Origin of the sequence: Aurantimonas manganoxydans SI85-9A1 (genome assembly GCF_000153465.1) — a bacterium.
In the GTDB taxonomy this organism is placed as follows: Bacteria; Pseudomonadota; Alphaproteobacteria; order Rhizobiales; family Rhizobiaceae; genus Aurantimonas; species Aurantimonas manganoxydans.
The window spans coordinates 2,268,021-2,290,492 of sequence record NZ_CH672387.1 but is presented as its reverse complement, the minus strand read 5'-3'; the positions used below and the strand labels follow the sequence as shown (position 1 = coordinate 2,290,492).

Sequence of the window (22,472 nt, the reverse complement as noted above, 5' to 3'; positions counted from 1 at the left end):
GAATGCGGATGAGCGACGGACCCGGAACGAGCGAACGCGGCCTCTCCCGCCGCAACCTCCTGAAGCGTGGTCTTGCGATCGGCGGAACCGCAGCTGCGGGGCTGGCCGGCCTGCGAAGCGCAGCCGCGGCCTCCGCCGGCGGGGATCCGGCAATCACCGAGATCCAGGACTGGAACCGCTATCTCGGCGAAGGCGTGGTGACGCGGCCCTATGGCACGCCGTCACCCTTCGAGGCCCATGTGGTGCGCCGGGACGTGTCCTGGCTGACGGCCGATGCGACGAGTTCGGTGAGTTTCACACCGTTGCACGAACTGGAGGGGATCATCACCCCGAACGGCCTCTGCTTCGAGCGCCACCATGCCGGGGTCGCCGAGGTGCCGCCGGACGAACATCGCCTGATGATCAACGGCCTTGTCGATCGTCCGCTGGTCTTCACCATGGAGGATATCAAGCGCTTCCCCCGCGAGAACCGTGTCTACTTCCTCGAATGCGCCGCCAATAGCGGCATGGAATGGCGCGGCGCCCAGCTCAATGGCTGCCAGTTCACCCACGGCATGGTCCATTGCGTCATGTATACCGGCACGCCGCTCCGCTACCTGCTGGAGGAGGCCGGGGTGAAGACCGCCGGCAAATGGCTGCTCGCCGAGGGGGCCGACGCGGCGGCAATGACCCGTTCGATCCCGATGGAGAAGGCTCTCGACGACTGCCTCGTCGCCTGGAAGATGAACGGCGAGGCGCTGCGGCCCGAACAGGGCTACCCGGTGCGGCTCGTCGTGCCCGGCTGGGAAGGCAACATGTGGGTCAAGTGGCTGCGCCGGCTGGAAGTCGGCGACCAGCCCTGGGAGCAGCGCGAGGAAACCTCCAAATACACCGATCTCCTGGCGAACGGCACGGCGCGCAAATTCACCTGGGGCATGGAGGTGAAGTCGGTCATCACCAATCCGAGCCCGCAGGCCCCGATCACCCATGGCCGCGGCCGCACCGTGCTGAGCGGGCTCGCCTGGTCGGGCAATGGCAGGATCAAGCGGGTGGACGTGTCCCTCGACGGGGGACGCAACTGGCACGCGGCGCGGATCGACGGGCCGAGCCTGCCGATGGCGCTGCACCGCTTCTACTACGATTTCGACTGGGACGGTTCCGAACTGCTGCTGCAGTCGCGGGCCATGGACGAGGAGGGCTTCGTCCAGCCGACGAAGTCCGCGCTGCGGACCGTACGGGGCGAGAACTCGATCTACCACAACAACGGCATCCAGACCTGGCACCTGAACGCCGAGGGAGGGCTCGAGAATGTCGAAGTGTCCTGAGACGATACTCGTCGTTGCTATGATCGCCGCCGGCCTGTTCGCCGCACCGGCACTGGCGCAGGAGGGGGATGCAGCCGCCGGCAAGAAGGTCTTCAACCGCTGCCGCGCCTGCCACGATGTCGGCGAGGGCGCCAGGAACAAGATCGGCCCGCATCTCAACGACCTCTACGGTCGCTCCGCCGGTGGCCTCGACGACTACAATTACTCGCCCGTCGTGAAGACCGCCGGGGCGGAGGGGCTCGTCTGGAACGACGAGACGTTGGCGGCCTATCTTGCCGATCCGCGCGGCATGCTGCCGGGCAACCGCATGGCGTTTCCGGGGCTGAAGAAGGACAGCGAGGTCACCGATCTCCTGGCCTATCTCGCGACCTTCTCGGCTGAACAGGCCGCCGAAGCCGCACCGCCGGCCGCCGCCGAAGATGCATCCTCTGAGCCCGAGGCCGAAGCGGAGCCGCAGCCCGACGCGGTGGCGCAGGGATCGCCGCACGGCAGCGCCGCGTCGGCGAGCGCGCCAACGCAGCATAGCGAATCGTCCACGGGCCCCCGGCGTCTTGGCCGCGCCGCGACGGACGCGGAAGTCGCCGCCTGGGACATCGACATCCGCCCGGACGGCAAGGGACTGCCGATCGGCAGCGGCACGGTCGCGGATGGCGAGGTGATCTTCACCGAGCAATGCGCCTCCTGCCATGGCGATTTCGGCGAGGGCAGGGGTCGCTGGCCGGTGCTGGCCGGCGGACGGGACACGCTCACCCGCGAACGGCCCGAAAAGACCGTCGGCTCCTACTGGCCGCATCTGTCGACCGCCTATGACTACATCCGGCGGGCCATGCCCTTCGGCAATGCGCGGTCGCTCAGCGACGACGACGTCTACGCGCTGACGGCCTATGTCCTCTATCTGAATGACGTGGTGACCGACGAAGAGTTCGAACTCTCCAACGAGAATTTCACCACCATCGAGATGCCGAATGCCGGCGGCTTCATTCCCGATGACCGCGCATCGGAGGCCCATTACACGGCCGATGCCGATCCCTGCATGTCGGACTGCAAACCGGGGCCGGTGTCGATCACCTCGCGGGCGCAGGTTCTCGACGTGACGCCGGACAGTGGCGGCGAAGGGCCGGCGGGTGGTAACTTCGACTGACGCGGGGCCGGTGGGGTCCGCGCCGGGCCTGCCGGCCCGGGTCAGACCCGAGTGAAAGGCATCGTCATGAAAATCGCCCTCCTAGCCGCCGCCGCGCTGGTCGCCTCGTCGCTCGCCGTCAGGGCCGGTCCGGACGACAAATCGTCCTTCGAGCCCGTGCAGTACGAGGCGCAGAAGGTGCTCTACGATTTCAACTTCGATGCGCCGCTCGACGGCGTGCGGGCACTCGGCTTCATCCGCAACCACATCAAGGCTGCCAAGGAATTCGGCGATTTCGAGGGCTCGAAATTCGTCGTCGTCGCCCATGGCAACGAACTGCATGGCTTCTCGCGCCTCAACCGCGCGGCCTTCCCGGACGTCTATGATGCGGTCAAGGAACTGGCCGACGAGGGTGTCGAGTTCCATATCTGCCGCAACGCCGCCAAGGGCCGGGGCTACGCGCCGGACGAATTCTACGACCTGTTCACCGTCGTCCCGGCGGCGGTGATCGACATCGCGAAATACGAGAATGCCGGCTACAGCTACATGTATCCGGCGCTCACGCCGCGGATGAACCGCGACGACGTGATCGCGAAATACCCCGAGCTCGAGCTGCAGTAACGAAAGGCGAGACCATGGCCAGCAACGCCCCCGCACCGATCGCGCTCCGGCGCACCCGGCTGACCGCGGCGCTGGCCGGTCTGGTCTTCGCCTTTGCCGCCATGCTGGCGGCCGGTCAGACTGTCACTGCGGCTTCGGCGCAGGAGGCCGAGGACGACGGCGGCTTCGTCACCCACAAGCTGGCGCTGCAGGTCTCCGACAATGACGAGGCGGCGATGCGGTCGGCGCTCGATATCGCCGCCAATGTTTCGCGCTTCTACACGGCCAAGGCCGAGGAGGTGGAGATCCGCATCGTCGTCTACGGCCCCGGCATCGACATGCTGCGGCCGGAGCGCACCCCGGTGATGGACCGGCTGACCTCCTTCGACCAGAGCATGCCGAATGTCGGCTTCGTGGCCTGCGGCAACACGCTCGATTCGCTCGAGCAGGCCGAGGGCGAGCGGCCCGAGATCGTCTCCTTCGCCGAGGAGGTGGAGGCCGGGGTCGCCGAGCTGATCCGTCTCGACGAGACCGGCTATACCATGGTCAAGCCGTAAACGCCCGGCACAGTCCTCTGGCGTTCAAACCTGGCCGTCGCGCCGTCGAGAACGCCCGAACCTGACCGATACCGGCCGGGGGGAACGAGAATCCACGCAGCGCGGGTTTGCCGCAAAGCTGTTTCCGCCTGCAGCCCCGGCCCGCATTCCTGTAGCGCGAATACATCGTGAACTCCGCATATGTTTCGGACATTGCAACGGCACCGGGACACATGGCGATGGATTTCGTTCCCCTGATCGATCTCGTCGGCGAGAACGCCACCGCGCTTATCGGCGGCGCCGTCGTCGGCGGCCTGTTCGGCATCTTCGCCCAGCGCAGCGCGTTCTGCACGCGCTCGGCCGTTCTGGATCTCACCCGGCGGCGTGGCCTCTCCGCGCTGGCGGTCTGGGCCGGCGGCTTCGCCGTCGCGGTGCTCGGCATCCAGCTCCTGCTCAATTACGGCTATGTCGACGTGCGCGAGACGCGCTTCTTCTCGACCGCGCAGAGCCTGTCCGGCGCCATCATCGGCGGCCTCGTCTTCGGCCTCGGCATGGTGCTGTCGCGCGGCTGCGTCTCCCGGATGATCGTCTTGGCGGCATCGGGCAATCTGCGCGCGCTTTATACGTCGGTGATTGTCGCGATCGTCGGTCTGGCGACCTATAGCGGCGTCCTCGTTCCCTTGCGCGACGCGGCGGGCGGCCTTTGGAGCACGGCGGCGATCGGCGGCAATGACCTCCTCGTCCATGCCGGTCTCGGCCAGGAAGGCGGCATTGCCATCGGTGCGATCCTTGCCGTTTCGGCGCTGGCCCTCGCCCTGGTCTCGAAGGTGTCCGTCTGGCGATTCATCGGCGGCATCGGCGTCGGCGCCAGCGTCGTCGCCGGCTGGTACTTCACCTACACCCTGTCGCTGCAGGTGTTCGAGCCGATCCAGGCCGAGAGCCTCTCCTATATCCGGCCGCTGGCCACCACCGGCGCGCTTGCCACCGATCCGGACAGCTTCTTCGGCCTCGATCAGGGCGTTCTGATCGGCACGCTGATCGGCGCTTTCCTCGCGGCAATCCTGTTCGGCAATTTCCGCATCGCGACCTTCACCGAGCCCGGCACGCCGTCGGTGCTGCGCTATACGATCGGCGCCGTCCTGATGGGCTTCGGCGGCATCCTGGCGGTGGGCTGCACCATCGGCGCGGGCTTCACCGGCGGCGCGGTGCTGGCGGTCTCGTCACTGGTCGGTCTCGCCGCAATGGTGGTGGGCGCCGCGCTGGCCGATCGCTTCATCGACCGGGAGCGGGCGCCCGCCGCGGACACGCTGCACGACGCATCGCTTTCGCCGGCCGAATAATCCGGCCGGACGGCGTCAGGCGTCAGCCTCGCGAGCATCGGCAGCACTACGCGCGCCGTGGCGGCTTCCGCCACGGCCGAAACACGCGGCGATCCGGCTTTCCTTGGGATTATCGCTTCGGCAGACCGAGGCCGTCGGCCACATGATCGGCGATCGCCAGGCTGGCGGTCAGGCCCGGACTCTCGATCCCGAACAGATTGACCATCGCATCGACGCCGTGGACCTGTGGCCCGTCGATGCGGAAATCGGCCGCCGGCTGGCCCGGCCCCGACAGCTTGGAGCGGATGCCGCTATAGGCCGGGGTCAGCGAATCGTCCGGCAGGCCCGGCCAGTAGCGCCGGATCTCCGCGTAGAAGCCCGCCGCCCGGTCCGGATCGACGCCATAGTCGATGCCGTCGATCCACTCAACATCGGGTCCGAAGCGCATCTGGCCGCCGAGATCGAAGGTGAGGTGGACACCGAGCCCGCCATCCTCGGGCACCGGATAGATCAGGCGCTCGAATGGTGTGCGGCCCGGTGCGGCGAAGTAATTGCCCTTGGCATAGGTGGCGGCCGGAACGTGATCGGCCGGAAAGCCGTCGATGGCGCCGGCGAGACGCTGGGCGTGCAGGCCCGCGGCATTGACCAGGAGATCGGTGGTGATCTCGGTCTCTTCACCGCTCGCCCGGTCGCGGGTGACGAGGCGGACGCCGCCATCTTCCAACCGGCCCGAGGCGATCGTGGTGTTGAACACCACCTGGCCGCCGGCCGCGTCCAGATCGCCGAGATAGCTCTGCATCAGGGCATGGCTGTCGATGATGCCGGTCGAGGGGGAATGCAAGGCGGCAACGCAGGTGAGCGCCGGCTCCATCTCCATTGCCGCCGCGCCGGTCAGAAGGACGAGATCGATAACGCCGCAGCGCGCCGCCTTCTCCCTGATCTCGCCAAGCCGGGCGACCTGCGCCTCGGAGGTGGCGACGATCAGCTTGCCGGTGCGCGCATGCGGCACGTGGCGCTCGGCAGCATAGGCATAGAGCGCCTTGCGGCCGGCAACGCAGAGCTGCGCCTTCAGGCTGCCGACCGGATAGTAGATGCCGGCGTGGATGACTTCGGAATTGCGCGAGCTGGTCTCGGACCCGAAATGGTCTGCCGCTTCCAGCACCAGCACCTCGCGTCCGGCAAGCGCCAGGCGCCGCGCAATCGCAAGGCCGACAACCCCGGCGCCGGCGACGACGCAGTCCGTATCACTCATGAGCCCGGTTTCCGCATGTCACATGATCTGAGGGCATGGCAGACGCGATGGGGGCCGGAGAGACGGCGACGTCCGCGGCGGGAATGGTGGGCGATGACAGGCTCGAACTGCCGACATCCTCGGTGTAAACGAGGCGCTCTACCAACTGAGCTAATCGCCCGCGCGCAAATCTCTAGGGTTTTCCGCACCGCGCCGCAAGCCCGCCATGCGCGGGTAGCGGTAGGGTGACCTGCGGGAGCCATGCCGACCATCCGCGGCTGATCCGTTGGAGGGCTGCCGTCAAGCAGCCGGTAGGCGCCACGGCGGCTCGGGCGTCGATCGTCGCGCCCTGACGCGTCGCTCGCGGCGTCGTCGTTGCGGATAGCCTCCGGGTTCAAGTTCATCGTCCTCGACGCCCGCCGGCGCCGGTCGACACGGCGATGCTCGAGCAGATGCCCGAGGGCATGATCGGCGGCGACCGTGTCCGACGCCGGACCCGGAAAGAAGGCGAGGGCGTCCCGGTATCGTCACCCCGATCCGAATCCGGCCGGGAATCGTGAAAAAGATGCCGGCTCGATTCGTCCCGATTCTGGCTGCCGGTGGGTTCGGCGGCGGTTCGTCCCGGCAATCCGCGTGTCGTCCCATCGTCGCAAAACCGCGGTAAACTGGGCTTCTGTGCGGCGCCGCCGGATCATCTTGCACTGCGATGATTTTTGTCCCGGCTTGTCGCTTGACACTCCCCGGTCTTGGCCGTAAACGACCGCTCATCAGCCGCTTCCGAGCGGTGGAGCGCGGGTGTAGCTCAGTCGGTTAGAGTGCCGGCCTGTCACGCCGGAGGTCGCGGGTTCGAGCCCCGTCACTCGCGCCACTTTTTCTTTCAGAACAATCAGTTCCGAACCGACGAGCCCCGATGGCTGCCGCAAGGCAGCGTCGGCGCATCGCGCGTTCGGCGTCCCCGGTGCGTGTCGCGACCCCGATCGCGACAGCGCGTCTGCGTTGCGCGTTCGGCTCAGATACCCGATCCCGATTCCTCCTCGAAATCCCGTTCGTTGGCCGGCTGCGGCCAGGATGTCTCCGCTGCCGCCGATGGCAGGGTCGGGGAGGGGATCGGCATCCAGGCGACCAGCTCGTCGTCGCCATAGGTGACCGGGCAGGCCGGGTCGGAATCGGTGGCGATCCACTCCGGCTCGAAGGCGCCGCGCGGCGCGGCCCAGCGCACCACGTCCACCTCGGCCGGTCCCTGCTCGCTGGCCCGCACGGTCGCCAGGATGCGGCTGCCGTCGCGCGGCGCCTCGCGCATCGTGCGCCAGTCCGTGACCTTGTCCTCACGCATGTTCATGGCTGCTCCTCCACTCGCGGGCGTTCCCGCGCCCGGCATGATCGTCGGACGCTTGGGGCCGGAACGCAACGGCCACGCTCCGGCTCCGCCCGCAGGGTGCCGATCCGGCGCTGCCGCCGGTGCCCTGCGGCCCCGGATCGCAGGTCCCGATACCGGCGCTTCCCGCCTTGCTTCGCCAGGGAGAAGGCGATAGTTCTCGCCGCAGCGCGAAAGGCCCTTGTTTTCGCCGTCACGATCCGCCGATCCCCGGTGCCTCCGGTCCGATCGGCTCTCCGACGGCCTGCGGAAGGGATGATCGCGAGTTTGCGGCCGTCCGATCGGTCGCCATTGATTCTGGGGACATCGAGATGCCCGAACTTCTCGCATCCTATCTGCCGATCGTCATTTTCGTCGGCGTCGCGCTTCTCATCGGACTGGCCCTTCTGGTCTCTCCGTTCCTTCTGGCGTTCAAGGCGCCGGACGACGAGAAGCTGTGCGGCTTCGACGCCTTCGACGATTCCCGCATGAAGTTCGACGTGCGGTTCTATCTCGTCTCGATCCTGTTCATCATCTTCGACCTCGAGGTCGCCTTCCTGTTCCCGTGGGCGGCGACCTTCGGAACCCTCGGCTGGTTCGGCTTCTGGTCGATGATGGTGTTCCTCGGCGTCCTGACGGTCGGCTTCATCTACGAGTGGAAGAAGGGAGCACTGGAATGGGATTGATCGATACGTCCCGCCCGCTCGTGGCGCATGCACCATCGACGGATGCCGGCGTTGCCGGACCGCGGACGGTCGCGCCGGCGGCCGATCCCTTCGTCACCGACGTCAACAACGAGCTGGCCGACAAGGGCTTCCTCGTCACCTCGACCGAGGATCTCATCCAGTGGGCCCGCACCGGCTCGCTGATGTGGATGACTTTCGGCCTGGCCTGCTGCGCCGTCGAGATGATGCAGATGTCGATGCCGCGCTATGACGCCGAGCGCTTCGGCTTCGCGCCGCGCGCCTCGCCGCGCCAGTCCGACGTGATGATCGTCGCCGGCACGCTGACCAACAAGATGGCCCCGGCGCTGCGCAAGGTCTACGACCAGATGCCGGAGCCGCGCTACGTCATCTCGATGGGCTCCTGCGCCAATGGCGGCGGCTATTATCACTATTCCTATTCGGTCGTGCGCGGCTGCGACCGTGTGGTCCCGGTCGACATCTACGTCCCGGGTTGTCCTCCGACGGCCGAGGCTCTGCTCTACGGCGTGCTGCTTCTGCAGAAGAAGATCCGCCGGACCGGCACGATCGAGCGCTGAGGTTTGAGATGATTCGCGAACACGCCACGAAGGATCTGACAGACTATGTCGTCGAGACGCTCGGCGACACGCTGATCGAGACGATCACCGCGTTCGGCGAGCTGACGCTGATCGTCGCGCCGGCCGAGATCGTCCGGGTGCTGACCTTCCTGCGGGACGATCCGCAGACCCAGTTCATCAGTCTGGTCGACATCTGCGGCGTCGACTATCCCGAGCGCGCAGAGCGCTTCGAGGTGGTCTATCACCTGCTGTCGCCGCGCCAGAACCAGCGCGTCCGCATCAAGGTCCGCACCGGCGAGGACTTGCCCGTGCCGTCCGTCACCGGCGTCTTCGCCGGCGCCGACTGGTTCGAGCGCGAGGCCTACGATTTCTACGGCATCCTGTTCACCGGCCATCCGGATCTTCGCCGCATCCTCACCGACTACGGGTTCGAGGGCTATCCGCTGCGCAAGGACTTCCCGCTGACCGGCTTCGTCGAGGTTCATTACGACGAGGCCAAGAAGCAGGTCGTGTACGAGCCGGTCGAGCTGCGGCAGGAATTCCGCAATTTCGACTTCCTGTCCCCCTGGGAAGGAACCGAGTATGTTCTGCCGGGAGACGAGAAGGCCAAGCAGTAGCGCAGGGAGCGTGTGATGGGGACGAAGCGGCTTCAGGCAAAGTGCCTTTGCGGCGGCGTGCGGATCGATGCCGATTTCGAGACACTGGACGTCGGCGTCTGTCACTGCGACACCTGTCGCCGCTGGACCGCCGGACCGTTCATGGCGCTCGACGGCGCCAGCAACGTGGTGGCCGCCGGGACCGACCTCATCGCCACCTACAGTTCGTCCGGCTGGGGCGAGCGCGGCTTCTGCAAGGTCTGCGGCACCTCGCTCTTCTGGCGCAGCCTCGACGCCGCGCACTACGCCATGTCGGCGACTTTGTTCGACGGGCTGGGCAACACGCAGCTGACGCAGGAAATCTTCATCGACTCGAAGCCGTCCTGGTACGCCTTCGCCAACGAGACCGAACAGATGACGGGCGCCGAATTCTTCGCGAAGGTCGCGCCGCAGCAGGAAACGCCGCATGGCTGAGATCGACGTCCGCAACTTCAATATCAATTTCGGCCCCCAGCATCCGGCCGCCCACGGCGTGCTGCGTCTGGTGGTCGAGCTCGACGGCGAGATCGTCGAGCGTGTCGATCCGCATATCGGGCTTCTGCATCGCGGCACCGAGAAGCTGATCGAGCACAAGACCTATCTCCAGTCGATCCCGTATTTCGACCGTCTCGATTACGTGGCCCCGATGAACCAGGAGCATGCGTTCTGCCTGGCGGTCGAGCGTCTGACCGGCGTCGAGGTGCCCAAGCGCGGGCAGCTGATCCGCGTCCTGTATTCCGAGATCGGCCGCATCCTCTCGCATCTCCTCAACGTGACGACCCAGGCCATGGACGTCGGCGCGCTGACCCCGCCATTGTGGGGCTTCGAGGAGCGCGAGAAGTTGATGGTCTTCTACGAGCGGGCCTCGGGCTCGCGCCTGCACGCGGCCTATTTCCGTCCCGGCGGCGTCCACGCCGACCTGCCGCAGCAGCTCATCGAAGATATCGGCGCCTGGTGCGATCCGTTCCTCAAGGTCTGCGACGACATCGAAGGCCTTCTGACCGACAACCGCATCTTCAAGCAGCGCAATGTCGACATCGGCGTCGTCGGCATCGAGGACGCCTGGGCGATGGGCTTCTCGGGCGTGATGATCCGCGGCTCGGGCGTCGCGTGGGACCTGCGCAAGTCGCAGCCTTACGAATGCTACGACGAGATGGATTTCGACATCCCGGTCGGCAAGAACGGCGACTGTTACGATCGCTACCTGATCCGCATGATCGAGATGCGCGAATCGGTGAAGATCATGAAACAGTGCATCGCCCAGCTCACCGGCGAGCACAGCACCGGCCCGGTCTCGGCGACCGAAGGCAAGATCGTGCCGCCGAAGCGCGGCCAGATGAAGCGCTCGATGGAAGCGCTCATCCATCACTTCAAGCTCTACACCGAGGGCTTCCACGTCCCCGAGGGCGAGGTCTATGCGGCGGTCGAGGCGCCGAAGGGCGAGTTCGGCGTCTATCTCGTCGCCGACGGCACCAACAAGCCGTATCGCTGCAAGATCAAGGCGCCGGGCTTCGCCCATCTGCAGGCGATGGACATGCTGTGCCGCGGCCACATGCTGGCCGACGTCTCGGCGATCCTCGGCACGCTGGATATCGTCTTCGGCGAAGTCGACCGTTGATTTGTCACGGCGCCGCGCGCTCGCGCGGACGGCCGTGACCTCGGCGCTTCGGCGCCGCTTTGTTCGACCCGTCGCGGGTTTGCCGCCCGCGACGCCAACACTTGGGGAAACCGCGCCTTTGTCGGGCTTTGATGCGGCTTCTGGCCACTGGCCTTTTGCGGATCGTGTGATAGAACGCGCCGCAACATAGCATGTTGAACTGGTTCTAAAGTCGAGGTCCGATGTCTGTCAGACGTCTCGCGGACGATGCCTTCCAGCCTCACGGCTTCGCCTTCACCGATGAAAATGCGGCCTGGGCGCAGGCGACGATCCGTAAATATCCGTCGGAGCGCCAGCAATCGGCCGTGATCCCGCTGCTGATGCGCGCGCAGGATCAGGAGGGGTGGGTCACCAAGGCAGCAATCGAGCATGTCGCCGACATGCTGGAGATGCCGCTCATCCGCGTCCTCGAGGTCGCGACCTTTTATACGCAGTTCCAGCTGAAGCCGGTCGGCACCCGCGCCCATATCCAGGTCTGCGGCACCACGCCCTGCATGCTGCGCGGCGCCGAGGATCTGAAGGCGGTCTGCCGTTCGAAGATCCACGCTGAGCCGTTCCATCGCAACGACGCCGGGACGCTGTCTTGGGAAGAGGTCGAGTGCCTTGGCGCCTGCGTCAACGCGCCGATGGTCATGATTTTCCATGACGCCTACGAGGATCTGACTCCCGAGCGGCTCGAAGAGATCATCGACGAGTTCGAGGCCGGTCGCGGCGGCGATGTGAAGACCGGACCGCAGAACGGCCGTCATGAATCGGTGCCGATCGGTGGTCTGACGACGCTCAAGGGCGATTACGACGACCTGGTCGCCGACCAGAAGTCCCAAGGCGGCCCGGCCAACGGCGCACCGTCGCAGGGCTCCGGGGCAGGGCAGGCGATCTCCACCCCGCCGTCGAAGGCCGGGCGTCCGGATACGGCAGCCGCCGAGACCAATCCGACCATCGCCGCCCCCGGCAAGGCTGGCGATGCCAGTGTTGCGCAGGGCGCCGAGAAGGAAGAGAGCGACACGCTGGTCGCCGAGGCCGGCCCTGGTGCAGGCCAGACAGGCGGTGCGCGGGAAGGCGCAACCGGCGAAGCCGACCGCGATGCGGTCGAGGCGAACCAGGTGTCCGCCGACACGCCGGGCGCCGATGCCTCGACCAAGGGCAATCTGGCCGCCAAGGAAGGCGCCGCCGAGGCCGCCGTGGTGCAGGACGCGCGGCGTCCCGACGACGTGCCGGCCGTGCAGGAGCGGAAAGCGGGATCAGCCGATCTCACCGGCCGCGACCAGGTATCGCCGGGCGAGCCGGAAGGCCTGCGCGAACATACGTCCGATACGAGCCCTGGCCCCGGCAACGCCGACCATTTCGCCAGCAAGGCCGAGCCCGAGGCAGCGCCGGCACAGGTCGGCGACAAGCCCTCCGATCTTCTGGATGCGCCGCAGGGCGACAAGGACGATCTGAAGAAGATCAAGGGCGTCGGCCCGGTCATCGAGGCCAAGCTGAACGGCCTCGGCGTCTTCCATTTCTGGCAGATCGCCAAATGGCGTGAGACCGAGCTGATCTGGGTCGACGACTATCTGAACTTCCGCGGCCGTGCGGTGCGCGAAGGCTGGATCGAGCAGGCGAAGGTCCTCGCGACCCCGTCTTCTTCCGGTTCGGGCGAGCGCTGATGCGTGCGAGGAGAATCTAGATGCTGAACGATCAGGATCGCATCTTCACCAACATCTACGGTCTGCGGGACAAGAGCCTGAAGGGCGCGATGAAGCGTGGCCATTTCGACGGGATCGCCGACATCATCGGCAAGGGCCGCGACTGGATCATCAACGAGATGAAGGCGTCAGGCCTGCGCGGGCGCGGTGGTGCCGGCTTCCCGACGGGCCTGAAATGGTCCTTCATGCCCAAGCAGTCCGATGGCCGCCCGCACTACCTCGTCATCAATGCCGACGAGTCCGAGCCCGGCACCTGCAAGGACCGGGAGATCATGCGGAACGACCCGTTCACGCTGATCGAGGGCTGCGTCATCGCCGGTTTCGCGATGGGCGCGAACACCTGCTACATCTATGTGCGCGGTGAATATATCCGCGAGCGCCAGGCGCTGCAGCGCGCCATCGACGAGTGCTACGAGGCCGGGCTTCTCGGACGCGACAACAAGTGCGGCTGGGACTACGACATCATCGTCCATCACGGTGCCGGCGCCTATATCTGCGGCGAAGAGACGGCGCTCCTAGAAAGCCTCGAGGGCAAGAAGGGCCAGCCGCGGCTGAAGCCGCCATTCCCTGCGAATGTCGGCCTCTATGGCTGCCCGACGACAGTCAACAACGTCGAGTCGATCGCCGTTGCCCCCACGATCCTGCGCCGTGGCGGCGGCTGGTTCGCCGGCCTCGGTCGCCCGAACAACACCGGCACCAAGCTGTACTGCATCTCCGGCCATGTCGAGCAGCCCTGCACGGTCGAGGAAGAGATGGGAATTCCCTTCCGCGAACTGATCGAGAAGCATTGCGGCGGCGTCCGCGGTGGCTGGGACAATCTTCTGGCGGTCATCCCTGGCGGCTCCTCGGTTCCGCTCGTGCCGGCGGCCGACATCATCGATGCGCCGATGGATTTCGACGGCCTGCGCGAGATCAAGACCTCGCTCGGCACGGCCGCCGTGATCGTCATGGACAAGTCCACCGACATCGTGAAGGCGATCGCCCGCATCTCGTATTTCTACAAGCATGAGAGCTGCGGCCAGTGCACGCCGTGCCGCGAGGGCACGGGCTGGATGTGGCGGGTCATGGAGCGCATGGCGACCGGCAACGCGCAGAAGCGCGAGATCGACATGCTGCTCGACGTGACCAAGCAGGTCGAGGGCCACACCATCTGTGCGCTCGGCGATGCCGCCGCCTGGCCGATCCAGGGTCTCGTGCGCCATTTCCGCGCCGAGATCGAGCGCCGCATCGACGACTACTCGCGCAATGCCGACACTGACCGCCGTCCGGTGCTCCAGGCAGCGGAATAAGCAGGACAAGTCTATGACAAAGCTCAAAGTCGACGGCAGGGAAGTCGAGGTTCCGGATCACTACACGCTGTTGCAGGCGTGCGAGGAGGCCGGCGCCGAAATTCCGCGTTTCTGTTTCCACGAGCGGCTGTCGATCGCCGGCAACTGTCGCATGTGCCTCGTCGAGGTGAAGGGCGGACCGCCCAAGCCGGCGGCGTCCTGCGCCATGGGCGTGCGCGACCTGCGTCCCGGACCCGAAGGCCAGCTTCCGGAAGTCTTCACCACCACGCCGATGGTCAAGAAGGCCCGCGAAGGCGTGATGGAATTCCTGCTGATCAACCACCCGCTGGATTGCCCGATCTGCGATCAGGGCGGCGAGTGCGATCTGCAGGACCAGGCCATGGCCTACGGCGTCGACAGTTCGCGCTACCAGGAGAACAAGCGCGCCGTCGAGGACAAGTACATCGGGCCCCTGGTCAAGACGATCATGACCCGCTGCATCCACTGCACGCGCTGCGTCCGCTTCACGACGGAAGTGGCTGGAATCTCCGAGCTTGGCCTGGTCGGTCGCGGAGAAGACGCCGAGATCACCACCTTCCTCGAGCAGGCGATGACCTCCGAACTGCAGGGCAACGTCATCGACCTCTGCCCGGTCGGCGCGCTGACTTCGCGGCCCTACGCCTTCCAGGCGCGTCCGTGGGAGTTGTCCAAGACCGAGACCATTGACGTCATGGACGCCGTCGGCTCCAACATCCGCGTCGACACGCGCGGCCGCGAAGTGATGCGCATTCTTCCGCGCATCAACGAGGAGATCAACGAGGAGTGGATCTCCGACAAGACCCGCTTCATCTGGGACGGCCTGCGCACCCAACGCCTCGACAAGCCCTATGTCCGCGAGAACGGCCGTCTGCGCCCCGCCAGCTGGCAGGAAGCCTTCGCCGCGGTCAAGGCGAAGGTCGACGGTGCTGCGGCTGACCGCATCGGCGCCATCGCCGGCGATCTGGCCGCGGTCGAAGAGATGTGGGCGCTCAAGCGCCTGATGGCCGAGCTCGGCTCGACCAGCGTCGATTGCCGCCAGGACGGGGCCAAGCTCGATCCGGCGGACGGTCGGGCCTCCTACCTCTTCAACACCACCATCGCCGGCATCGAGGATGCCGATGCGCTGCTGATCGTCGGCTCCAATCCGCGCTTCGAGGCGTCGGTGCTGAATGCCCGCATCCGCAAGCGCTGGCGCATGGGCGGCTTCCCGATCGGCGTCGTCGGCGAGAATGTCGACCTGCGCTACGACTACACCTATCTGGGTGCCGGCGCCGAGACGCTGTCGAACCTCGAAGGCGCCAGCCAGGGCTTCTTCGATGCGCTGAAGAACGCCGAGCGTCCGATGATCATCGTCGGACAGGGCGCGCTCGCCGGCGACAACGGCGCCGAGCTGCTGGCCTCGCTCGCGGCCCTGTCGCGCGAGATCGGTGCGGTCACCGATGGCTGGAACGGCTTCAATGTCCTGCACTCGGCAGCCTCGCGCGTCGGCGGTCTCGACATCGGCTTCGTGCCGGGGGAGGGCGGTCGCAACGTCGCCGAGATGACGAACGGAGCGGTCGACGTCCTGTTCAATCTCGGTGCCGACGAGGTCGAGATCGCGACCGGCCCCTTCGTCGTCTATATCGGCACCCATGGCGACCGCGGCGCCCATCGCGCCGACGTCATCTTGCCGGGCGCCGCCTATACGGAGAAGTCCGGCACCTGGGTCAATGTCGAGGGCCGTGCCCAGACCGGCAGCCGCCCCGGCTTCCCGCCGGGAGACGCCCGCGAGGACTGGGCTATCATCCGCGCGCTCTCGGCGGTTCTCGGCCATACGCTCGGCTTCGATTCCCTCGGCGCATTGCGCAGCGAAATCTACCAGTCGCATCCCTGGATGCGGACCGACCGGATCGAGCAGGCGGATGCGGCGGCCATCACCCGTCTGGCCGACCGTGCCGGAACGCTGAACGGTGGCAGCTTTGCCTCCAATATCGGCGACTTCTACCTGACGAACCCCATCGCCCGTGCGTCGAAGGTCATGGCCGAGTGCTCGCAGCTCGCCAAGGCCGAGCATCTGGAAGCAGCGGAATAAGGACGGCTGGCAGTGGCTGATTTCACCTCCCTCTATCTCTGGCCGGGCCTGATCATTCTCGGGCAGAGCCTCCTGTTCCTGGTCGTGCTGCTGGTGCTGGTGGCCTACATCCTTTTGGCCGACCGCAAGATCTGGGCGGCGGTGCAGATGCGCCGGGGCCCGAACGTCGTCGGTCCCTGGGGTCTGTTCCAGTCCTTCGCCGATCTCCTGAAGTTCGTCCTCAAGGAGCCGGTCGTGCCGGCCAGCTCCGACAAGATCGTCTTCCTGCTCGCCCCGCTGGTCGCGGTGACGCTGGCGCTGGCGACCTTCGCGGTGGTTCCGGTCGCCGACGGCTGGGTGATCGCCGACATCAATATCGGCATCCTCTACGTCTTCGCGATTTCCTCGCTCGAGGTCTATGGCGTGATCATGGGCGGCTGGGCCTCGAACTCGAAATACGCCTTCCTCGGCGCGCTCCGCTCGGCGGCGCAGATGGTGTCCTACGAAGTCTCGATCGGCTTCGTCATCGTCACCGTCCTGCTGTGCGTCGGCTCGCTGAACCTCACCGACATCGTGCTGGCCCAGCAGACCGGCCTCGGCACCATGATCGGCCTGCCCAACACCTTCCTCGACTGGCACTGGCTCGGGCTGTTCCCGATGTTCGTGATCTTCTTCATCTCGGCCCTGGCCGAGACGAACCGGCCGCCCTTCGATCTGCCGGAAGCCGAATCCGAACTCGTCGCCGGCTTCATGGTCGAGTACGGCTCCACCCCGTACATGATGTTCATGCTCGGCGAGTATGCGGCCATCACCCTGATGTGCTGCCTGATGACCATCCTGTTCATGGGTGGCTGGCTGCCGCCGGCAAACTTCGCGCCCTTCACCTGGGTGCCGGGCGTCGTCTGGTTCCTCGCCAAGGTCGCGCTGGCCTTCTTCATGTTCGCCATGGTCAAGGCCTTCGTGCCGCGCTACCGCTACGACCAGCTCATGCGTCTGGGCTGGAAGGTCTTCCTGCCGATCTCGCTGGGCATGGTGGTGCTGGTCGCCTTCGTGCTGCAGGTGATGGGCTGGGGCGCGGCGGCCGTATGATGGAGCCCGCGCTCATCGGTGCGCTGGCCGGACTGGTGCTGGGGATCGTCGATTTCATGATCCTCGGCTATGTTCGCAACCGTCGGGACCGCCCGCATGGCGGGGAGGGGGATCCTGCAGGTCTCGCCCTCAACGTCGCGCGCTATTCGCAGCTTGTTCTGTTTCCGGTCGTCGGCTGGTTCGCCGCGCCGATCATCGCCTCGAATCTGGGAGGCTAGAGCCTTATGAGTGCCATTGCACAGACCGTCCGGTCGCTGTTCCTCGTCGAATTCGTCAAGGCCATGGGCCTGTCGATGCGGTACTTCTTCGCGCCCAAGGCGACGGTGAACTACCCCTTCGAGAAGAATCCGCAGAGCCCGCGCTTCCGCGGCGAGCATGCCCTTCGCCGCTATCCCAACGGCCAGGAGCGCTGCATCGCCTGCAAGCTGTGCGAGGCGATCTGTCCGGCCCAGGCGATCACCATCGAGGCCGGCCCGCGCCGCAACGACGGCACCCGCCGTACGGTGCGCTACGACCTCGACATGGTGAAGTGCATCTATTGCGGCTTCTGCCAGGAAGCCTGCCCGGTCGACGCCATCGTCGAGGGGCCGAATTTCGAGTTCTCCACGGAGACCCGCGAGGAACTCTACTACGACAAGCAGAAACTGCTCGATAACGGCGATCGCTGGGAGCGCGAGATCGCGCGCAACATTGCGCTCGACGCGCCTTACCGGTAATCGGGCGCAGAGTTTTCGGCGGCTGAGAATCGCCGGTTCCGCTGCTTCGTGAAAGCGCCGGACCGGTCTTCGACATGACGTTAAGGGCAGGCACGCGGCACCTTCGGCCGCCGTGTCCGCCAGCAAAAGGAGCCCGAGGATGCTGGGCCTTCAGGCAGTCTTCTTCTATCTGTTTGCGCTGGTCGCCGTCGGCTCGGGCCTGATGGTCGTGCTGGCGCGCAACCCGGTCCATTCGGTGCTGTTCCTGATCCTTACCTTCGTGGCGGCGGCAGGGCTCTTCCTTCTGGCCGGCGCCGAGTTCCTCGCGCTGATCCTGATCGTCGTCTATGTCGGCGCCGTGGCGATCCTCTTCCTCTTCGTCGTCATGATGCTCGACATCGACTTCGGACGGGTGAAGCGGGACACGCTGAAATACGCCCCGGTCGGCGTGATCATCGGGGTCGTGCTTCTGGCCGAGCTGGTCATCGCCGCCACCGGCAATTACTACGACCCGCAGATGGCGGTGGCGACATCGATGCCGATCCCGCCGCTGGAGGTCGTCTCCAACATCGAGGCGCTCGGCAGCGTCCTCTACACCCGCTACATCCTGTTCTTCCAGCTGGCCGGCCTGATCCTCTTCGTCGCCATGGTCGGAGCGATCGTCCTGACGCTGCGCCACAAGGAAGGCCTGAAGCGCCAGTCGATCCCGCAGCAGGTTGGGCGCACGCCCGCGACCGCGGTGGAGATCCGCAAGGTCGAGAGCGGCAAGGGCATCTGAGAGCGAAAGGAACGGATACGATGGAAGTCGGTCTCGGACACTACCTTACCGTCGGGGCGATCCTGTTCGTCACGGGCGTCTTCGGCATCTTCATGAACCGGAAGAACATCATCACGATCCTCATGTCGGTCGAGCTGATCCTTCTGGCCGTGAACATCAATTTCGTGGCCTTCTCGGCCTTCCTGAACGACCTCGTCGGCCAGATCTTCGCGCTCTTCGTGCTGACGGTCGCGGCTGCCGAGGCGGCGATCGGCCTGGCCATCCTGGTGGTCTTCTTCCGCAATCGCGGCTCCATCGCCGTCGACGACGTCAACACGATGAAAGGCTGATCGGGCGTGTATCAGACCATCGTTCTCCTGCCGCTCGCCGGCTTCCTGATCGCCGGCCTCTTCGGCAACGCGATCGGCGCCAAGGCGTCCGAATATACGACTTCGGCCTTCCTGGTGGCTGCCGCGGTCCTGTCGTGGATCGCCTTCATCAGCTTCGGCTTCGGCGAGTCCGAGACCCTGCGCATCACGCTGTTCCAGTGGATGCAGTCGGGTGGTCTCGACGTGTCGTGGTCGCTGCGCATCGACCGGTTGACGCTGGTCATGCTGGTCGTCGTGAACACGGTCTCGTCGCTGGTCCACATCTATTCGATCGGCTACATGCACCACGATCCGCATCGGCCGCGCTTCTTCGCCTATCTGTCGCTGTTCACCTTCGCCATGCTGATGCTGGTGACGTCGAACAACCTCGTCCAGATGTTCTTCGGCTGGGAGGGCGTCGGCCTGGCGTCCTATCTGCTGATCGGTTTCTGGTACAAGAAGCCGTCGGCCAACGCCGCCGCCATGAAGGCCTTCATCGTCAACCGCGTCGGTGACTTCGGCTTCATCCTCGGCATCTTCGGCGTCTTCGTGCTGTTCGGCTCGGTGAATTTCGACACCATCTTCGCCGGTGCCGCCGATATTGCCGGCCAGATGGGCGGCGAGGGCGCAGAGGCCGCTGCCGGCGCCGGTGCGCCGGTCCTGAACTTCGCAGGCTATGCGCTGCCCATGGCAGGCGCGCTGACAGCCGTCTGTCTGCTCCTGTTCCTCGGCGCCATGGGCAAGTCGGCCCAGCTCGGCCTGCACACCTGGCTGCCGGACGCCATGGAAGGCCCGACCCCGGTCTCGGCGCTCATTCACGCCGCGACCATGGTCACCGCCGGCGTCTTCATGCTGGCACGCATGTCGCCGATCTTCGAGCTCAGCCACACCGCGCTGACTGTCGTGACCTTCGTTGGCGCCACCACCGCGCTGTTCGCGGCGACCGTCGGTCTCGTCCAGAACGATATCAAGCGCGTCATCGCCTATTCGACCTGTTCGCAGCTCGGCTACATGTTCGTCGCGCTCGGCGTCGGCGCCTATGGCGTGGCGATCTTCCACCTGTTCACCCACGCCTTCTTCAAGGCGCTGCTGTTCCTGGGCGCAGGCTCGGTGATCCACTCGGTCTCGGACGAGCAGGACATGCGGCGCATGGGCGGGCTGCGCAAGCACATCCCGGTCACCTACTGGACCATGGTCATCGGCACGCTGGCCCTGACCGGGTTCCCGTTCACCGCCGGTTACTTCTCCAAGGACGCGGTCATCGAGGCGGCGTTCGTCGGGCACAATTCCTTCGCCATGTATGGCTGGGGCCTGACGGTGATCTCGGCGCTCCTGACCAGCTTCTATTCCTGGCGCCTGATCTTCCTCACCTTCCACGGCAAGCCGCGTGCGTCGGCCGACGTCATGCACCACGTGCATGAATCGCCGATGGTCATGCTGGTGCCGCTGCTGATCCTGTCGGTGGGCGCGCTGTTCGCGGGTATCGTCTTCGAAGGCTTCTTCGTCGGTCACGAATATGCCGAGTTCTGGGGCGTCTCGCTGTTCACCGGCCCGGACAACCACGTCCTGCACGATCTGCACGAGGTGGCATTCGGGATCGCGATCATCCCGACGGTGATGATGGCGCTGGGCTTTGCCATCGCCTGGGCCTTCTACATCCGCAACCCGTCGCTGCCGGGGCAGGTGGCTGCCCGCCATCGCGGCCTGTACCAGTTCTTCCTGAACAAGTGGTACTTCGACGAGCTGTACGACTTCCTCTTCGTCCGCCCGGCCAAGGCGATCGGCACCTTCCTCTGGAAGACCGGTGACGGCAGGGTGATCGACGGGCTCGGCCCGGACGGCATCTCCGCCCGCGTGGTGGACGTCACCAACCGCGTTGTCCGGCTGCAGACCGGTTACCTCTATCACTATGCCTTTGCGATGCTGATCGGCGTCGCGGCGCTGGTCACCTGGATGATGCTCGGGGGCGTGAACTGATGACCGAATGGCCGATCCTCTCGACCGTTACCTTCCTGCCGCTGGTCGGGGCTCTGCTCATCCTGTTCATCCGGGACGACAGCGAGCTCGCGCGTCGCAACATCCGTAATGTCGCGTTGCTGACGACGCTGTTCACCTTCGTCGTCTCGCTGTGGATCTGGATCGATTTCGACAACAGCAATGCCGGCTTCCAGATGGTCGAGCGCCTCGACTGGCTGGGCGGCGGCATCACCTATCACATGGGTGTCGACGGCATCTCCATGCTGTTCGTTATCCTGACGACCTTCCTCATGCCCTTCTGCATTCTCGCCAGCTTCGAGTCCGTGCAGACCCGCGTGAAGGAATACATGATCGCCTTCCTCGTGCTGGAAACGCTGGTCGTCGGCGTGTTCTGCGCCCTGGACATCGTGCTGTTCTACATCTTCTTCGAAGGTGGCCTGATCCCGATGTTCCTGATCATCGGCGTGTGGGGCGGCAAGCGGCGCATCTACGCCAGCTACAAGTTCTTCCTCTACACCTTCCTCGGCTCGGTGCTGATGCTCGTCGCCATCATGACGATGTTCTGGACCGCGGGCACGAGCTCGATCCCCGAGCTCCTGGCTTACGATTTCCCGGCCTCGATGCAGACCTGGCTGTGGTTCGCCTTCTTCGCCAGCTTCGCGGTGAAGATGCCGATGTGGCCGGTGCACACCTGGCTGCCCGACGCCCATGTCGAGGCACCGACCGCCGGCTCCGTCATCCTGGCAGGTATCCTGCTGAAGCTCGGCGGCTACGGCTTCCTGCGCTTCTCGCTGCCGATGTTCCCGTTGGCCTCGGCCGAGTTCGCGCCGCTGGTCTTCACCCTGTCGGTCGTGGCGATCATCTACACCTCGCTCGTCGCGCTGATGCAGCAGGACATCAAGAAGCTGATCGCCTATTCCTCCGTCGCCCATATGGGCTTCGTGACCATGGGCATCTTCGCCGCCAACCAGCAGGGTGTCGAAGGCGCGATCTTCCAGATGCTGTCCCACGGCCTAGTGTCGGGCGCGCTGTTCCTGTGTGTCGGCGTCGTCTACGACCGCATGCACACCCGCGAGATCGCCGCCTATGGCGGCCTGGTGAACCGCATGCCACATTACGCCGCGGCGATGCTGATCTTCACCATGGCCAATGTCGGCCTGCCGGGCACGTCGGGCTTCGTCGGCGAGTTCCTGACCCTGATCGGCGTTTTCCAGGTCAACAGCTGGGTGGCGATCTTCGCCGCGACTGGCGTCATCCTGTCTGCGGCCTACGCGCTGTGGCTCTATCGCCGCGTCGTCTTTGGCGCGCTGGAGAAGGAGAGCCTGCGGTCGATCCTCGACCTGTCGGGCCGCGAGAAGATCCTGCTCTACCCGCTGATCGTGCTGGTCATCTTCTTCGGCGTCTATCCGATGCCGGTCTTCGACGTGACCGCCGCCTCCGTGGAATCCATGGTCAACCGCTACACCGCAGCCATCGAGGCGGCCTCCTCGGTCGCTCTGGCACAATAAGCTCGGGATCGCACGC

The 22,472-nt window shown here is 65.7% G+C and carries 22 protein-coding genes and 2 tRNA genes; 21 read left to right on the top strand and 3 right to left on the bottom strand.

Annotated features, from left to right (window positions below):
* Nucleotides 1-8 precede the first annotated feature (8 nt).
* The 5 genes from soxC to SI859A1_RS10865 all read left to right on the top strand — a co-directional run bounded on the left by soxC (nt 9) and on the right by SI859A1_RS10865 (nt 4,900).
* Complete coding sequence (gene soxC / locus SI859A1_RS10885) at nt 9-1,304, top strand: sulfite dehydrogenase (RefSeq protein WP_040325695.1); 1,296 nt, start codon at nt 9-11, stop codon at nt 1,302-1,304.
* Nucleotides 1,288-2,445 (top strand): c-type cytochrome, encoded by a 1,158-nt coding sequence (locus SI859A1_RS10880; RefSeq protein ID WP_009209816.1) that lies wholly within the window; start codon nt 1,288-1,290, stop codon nt 2,443-2,445. The genes soxC and SI859A1_RS10880 overlap by 17 nt, the downstream gene beginning before the upstream one ends.
* A gap of 66 nt (nt 2,446-2,511) precedes the next feature.
* On the top strand, nt 2,512-3,045 hold the full coding sequence (locus tag SI859A1_RS10875; RefSeq protein WP_040325694.1) for a DsrE family protein: 534 nt from the start codon (nt 2,512-2,514) through the stop codon (nt 3,043-3,045).
* 14 nt (nt 3,046-3,059) lie between these two features.
* Nucleotides 3,060-3,581 carry a DsrE family protein gene (locus SI859A1_RS10870; RefSeq protein ID WP_009209814.1) on the top strand — a complete coding sequence of 174 codons (522 nt, stop codon included), beginning with the start codon at nt 3,060-3,062 and terminating at the stop codon, nt 3,579-3,581.
* Nucleotides 3,582-3,799: 218 nt separating this feature from the next.
* Nucleotides 3,800-4,900, top strand: a complete 1,101-nt coding sequence (locus tag SI859A1_RS10865; protein WP_040326461.1) for a YeeE/YedE family protein — start codon at nt 3,800-3,802, stop codon at nt 4,898-4,900.
* 109 nt (nt 4,901-5,009) lie between these two features.
* Here the strand turns inward: SI859A1_RS10865 and SI859A1_RS10860 are convergent, their stop codons facing one another.
* On the bottom strand, nt 5,010-6,131 hold the full coding sequence (locus tag SI859A1_RS10860; protein WP_009209812.1) for an NAD(P)/FAD-dependent oxidoreductase: 1,122 nt from the start codon (nt 6,129-6,131) through the stop codon (nt 5,010-5,012).
* 84 nt (nt 6,132-6,215) lie between these two features.
* Nucleotides 6,216-6,291, bottom strand: a tRNA-Val gene (locus SI859A1_RS10855).
* 610 nt (nt 6,292-6,901) lie between these two features.
* Between SI859A1_RS10855 and SI859A1_RS10850 the strand changes: the two genes are divergently transcribed.
* Nucleotides 6,902-6,978 (top strand) — tRNA-Asp (locus SI859A1_RS10850).
* A 141-nt stretch (nt 6,979-7,119) separates the two neighbouring features.
* On the opposite strand, the gene SI859A1_RS10845 is transcribed toward SI859A1_RS10850, so the two are convergent.
* Nucleotides 7,120-7,449, bottom strand: a complete 330-nt coding sequence (locus SI859A1_RS10845) for a hypothetical protein (RefSeq protein ID WP_081451371.1) — start codon at nt 7,447-7,449, stop codon at nt 7,120-7,122.
* Nucleotides 7,450-7,796: 347 nt separating this feature from the next.
* On the opposite strand from SI859A1_RS10845, the gene SI859A1_RS10840 reads away from it, so the two are divergent.
* The 15 genes from SI859A1_RS10840 (at nt 7,797) to SI859A1_RS10770 (ending at nt 22,456) form a co-directional block, all read left to right on the top strand.
* Complete coding sequence (locus tag SI859A1_RS10840) at nt 7,797-8,150, top strand: NADH-quinone oxidoreductase subunit A (protein ID WP_009209809.1); 354 nt, start codon at nt 7,797-7,799, stop codon at nt 8,148-8,150.
* The gene (locus SI859A1_RS10835; RefSeq protein WP_009209808.1) at nt 8,141-8,725 is read left to right on the top strand and encodes a NuoB/complex I 20 kDa subunit family protein; all 585 of its coding nucleotides are present in this window, start codon (nt 8,141-8,143) and stop codon (nt 8,723-8,725) included. Before SI859A1_RS10840 ends, SI859A1_RS10835 begins: the two co-directional genes overlap by 10 nt.
* An 8-nt stretch (nt 8,726-8,733) precedes the next feature.
* Nucleotides 8,734-9,342 (top strand): NADH-quinone oxidoreductase subunit C, encoded by a 609-nt coding sequence (locus tag SI859A1_RS10830; protein WP_009209807.1) that lies wholly within the window; start codon nt 8,734-8,736, stop codon nt 9,340-9,342.
* Nucleotides 9,343-9,357: 15 nt separating this feature from the next.
* Nucleotides 9,358-9,795, top strand: a complete 438-nt coding sequence (locus SI859A1_RS10825; protein ID WP_009209806.1) for a GFA family protein — start codon at nt 9,358-9,360, stop codon at nt 9,793-9,795.
* Nucleotides 9,788-10,978: an NADH-quinone oxidoreductase subunit D gene (locus SI859A1_RS10820; RefSeq protein ID WP_009209805.1), complete on the top strand. Its 1,191-nt coding sequence runs from the start codon at nt 9,788-9,790 to the stop codon at nt 10,976-10,978. Before SI859A1_RS10825 ends, SI859A1_RS10820 begins: the two co-directional genes overlap by 8 nt.
* A 221-nt stretch (nt 10,979-11,199) precedes the next feature.
* Entirely contained in the window at nt 11,200-12,666 is a 1,467-nt protein-coding gene (gene nuoE, locus SI859A1_RS10815) for an NADH-quinone oxidoreductase subunit NuoE (protein WP_009209804.1), read from the top strand.
* Between the two features lie 20 nt (nt 12,667-12,686).
* Nucleotides 12,687-13,994, top strand: coding sequence for an NADH-quinone oxidoreductase subunit NuoF (gene nuoF / locus SI859A1_RS10810; protein ID WP_009209803.1), 1,308 nt, complete (start codon nt 12,687-12,689; stop codon nt 13,992-13,994).
* A 13-nt stretch (nt 13,995-14,007) separates the two neighbouring features.
* Nucleotides 14,008-16,083: an NADH-quinone oxidoreductase subunit NuoG gene (gene nuoG, locus SI859A1_RS10805; RefSeq protein WP_009209802.1), complete on the top strand. Its 2,076-nt coding sequence runs from the start codon at nt 14,008-14,010 to the stop codon at nt 16,081-16,083.
* Between the two features lie 12 nt (nt 16,084-16,095).
* A complete protein-coding gene (nuoH, locus tag SI859A1_RS10800) occupies nt 16,096-17,151 on the top strand; it encodes an NADH-quinone oxidoreductase subunit NuoH (RefSeq protein WP_024351153.1) in 1,056 nt (351 codons plus the stop codon).
* Nucleotides 17,148-17,369, top strand: coding sequence for a hypothetical protein (locus SI859A1_RS10795; protein WP_148233810.1), 222 nt, complete (start codon nt 17,148-17,150; stop codon nt 17,367-17,369). The genes nuoH and SI859A1_RS10795 overlap by 4 nt, the downstream gene beginning before the upstream one ends.
* Nucleotides 17,370-17,375: 6 nt before the next feature.
* A complete protein-coding gene (nuoI, locus tag SI859A1_RS10790; protein ID WP_009209800.1) occupies nt 17,376-17,867 on the top strand; it encodes an NADH-quinone oxidoreductase subunit NuoI in 492 nt (163 codons plus the stop codon).
* A gap of 139 nt (nt 17,868-18,006) precedes the next feature.
* Entirely contained in the window at nt 18,007-18,624 is a 618-nt protein-coding gene (locus SI859A1_RS10785; protein ID WP_009209799.1) for an NADH-quinone oxidoreductase subunit J, read from the top strand.
* A gap of 20 nt (nt 18,625-18,644) precedes the next feature.
* On the top strand, nt 18,645-18,953 hold the full coding sequence (gene nuoK / locus SI859A1_RS10780; protein ID WP_009209798.1) for an NADH-quinone oxidoreductase subunit NuoK: 309 nt from the start codon (nt 18,645-18,647) through the stop codon (nt 18,951-18,953).
* Nucleotides 18,954-18,959: 6 nt separating this feature from the next.
* Nucleotides 18,960-20,948 carry an NADH-quinone oxidoreductase subunit L gene (nuoL, locus tag SI859A1_RS10775; RefSeq protein ID WP_009209797.1) on the top strand — a complete coding sequence of 663 codons (1,989 nt, stop codon included), beginning with the start codon at nt 18,960-18,962 and terminating at the stop codon, nt 20,946-20,948.
* A complete protein-coding gene (locus SI859A1_RS10770) occupies nt 20,948-22,456 on the top strand; it encodes an NADH-quinone oxidoreductase subunit M (RefSeq protein WP_009209796.1) in 1,509 nt (502 codons plus the stop codon). The genes nuoL and SI859A1_RS10770 overlap by 1 nt, the downstream gene beginning before the upstream one ends.
* Nucleotides 22,457-22,472: the final 16 nt, after the last annotated feature.

Excerpts from the sequence above, each read along its gene's own strand:
- soxC (WP_040325695.1), top strand. The coding sequence starts at position 9 with ATGAGCGACGGACCCGGAACGAGCGAACGCGGCCTCTCCCGCCGCAAC.
- SI859A1_RS10880 (WP_009209816.1), top strand. The coding sequence starts at position 1,288 with ATGTCGAAGTGTCCTGAGACGATACTCGTCGTTGCTATGATCGCCGCC.
- SI859A1_RS10875 (WP_040325694.1), top strand. The coding sequence starts at position 2,512 with ATGAAAATCGCCCTCCTAGCCGCCGCCGCGCTGGTCGCCTCGTCGCTC.
- SI859A1_RS10870 (WP_009209814.1), top strand. The coding sequence starts at position 3,060 with ATGGCCAGCAACGCCCCCGCACCGATCGCGCTCCGGCGCACCCGGCTG.
- SI859A1_RS10865 (WP_040326461.1), top strand. The coding sequence starts at position 3,800 with ATGGATTTCGTTCCCCTGATCGATCTCGTCGGCGAGAACGCCACCGCG.
- SI859A1_RS10860 (WP_009209812.1), bottom strand. The coding sequence starts at position 6,131 with ATGAGTGATACGGACTGCGTCGTCGCCGGCGCCGGGGTTGTCGGCCTT.
- SI859A1_RS10845 (WP_081451371.1), bottom strand. The coding sequence starts at position 7,449 with ATGAACATGCGTGAGGACAAGGTCACGGACTGGCGCACGATGCGCGAG.
- SI859A1_RS10840 (WP_009209809.1), top strand. The coding sequence starts at position 7,797 with ATGCCCGAACTTCTCGCATCCTATCTGCCGATCGTCATTTTCGTCGGC.
- SI859A1_RS10835 (WP_009209808.1), top strand. The coding sequence starts at position 8,141 with ATGGGATTGATCGATACGTCCCGCCCGCTCGTGGCGCATGCACCATCG.
- SI859A1_RS10830 (WP_009209807.1), top strand. The coding sequence starts at position 8,734 with ATGATTCGCGAACACGCCACGAAGGATCTGACAGACTATGTCGTCGAG.
- SI859A1_RS10825 (WP_009209806.1), top strand. The coding sequence starts at position 9,358 with ATGGGGACGAAGCGGCTTCAGGCAAAGTGCCTTTGCGGCGGCGTGCGG.
- SI859A1_RS10820 (WP_009209805.1), top strand. The coding sequence starts at position 9,788 with ATGGCTGAGATCGACGTCCGCAACTTCAATATCAATTTCGGCCCCCAG.
- nuoE (WP_009209804.1), top strand. The coding sequence starts at position 11,200 with ATGTCTGTCAGACGTCTCGCGGACGATGCCTTCCAGCCTCACGGCTTC.
- nuoF (WP_009209803.1), top strand. The coding sequence starts at position 12,687 with ATGCTGAACGATCAGGATCGCATCTTCACCAACATCTACGGTCTGCGG.
- nuoG (WP_009209802.1), top strand. The coding sequence starts at position 14,008 with ATGACAAAGCTCAAAGTCGACGGCAGGGAAGTCGAGGTTCCGGATCAC.
- SI859A1_RS10795 (WP_148233810.1), top strand. The coding sequence starts at position 17,148 with ATGATGGAGCCCGCGCTCATCGGTGCGCTGGCCGGACTGGTGCTGGGG.
- nuoI (WP_009209800.1), top strand. The coding sequence starts at position 17,376 with ATGAGTGCCATTGCACAGACCGTCCGGTCGCTGTTCCTCGTCGAATTC.
- SI859A1_RS10785 (WP_009209799.1), top strand. The coding sequence starts at position 18,007 with ATGCTGGGCCTTCAGGCAGTCTTCTTCTATCTGTTTGCGCTGGTCGCC.
- nuoK (WP_009209798.1), top strand. The coding sequence starts at position 18,645 with ATGGAAGTCGGTCTCGGACACTACCTTACCGTCGGGGCGATCCTGTTC.
- SI859A1_RS10770 (WP_009209796.1), top strand. The coding sequence starts at position 20,948 with ATGACCGAATGGCCGATCCTCTCGACCGTTACCTTCCTGCCGCTGGTC.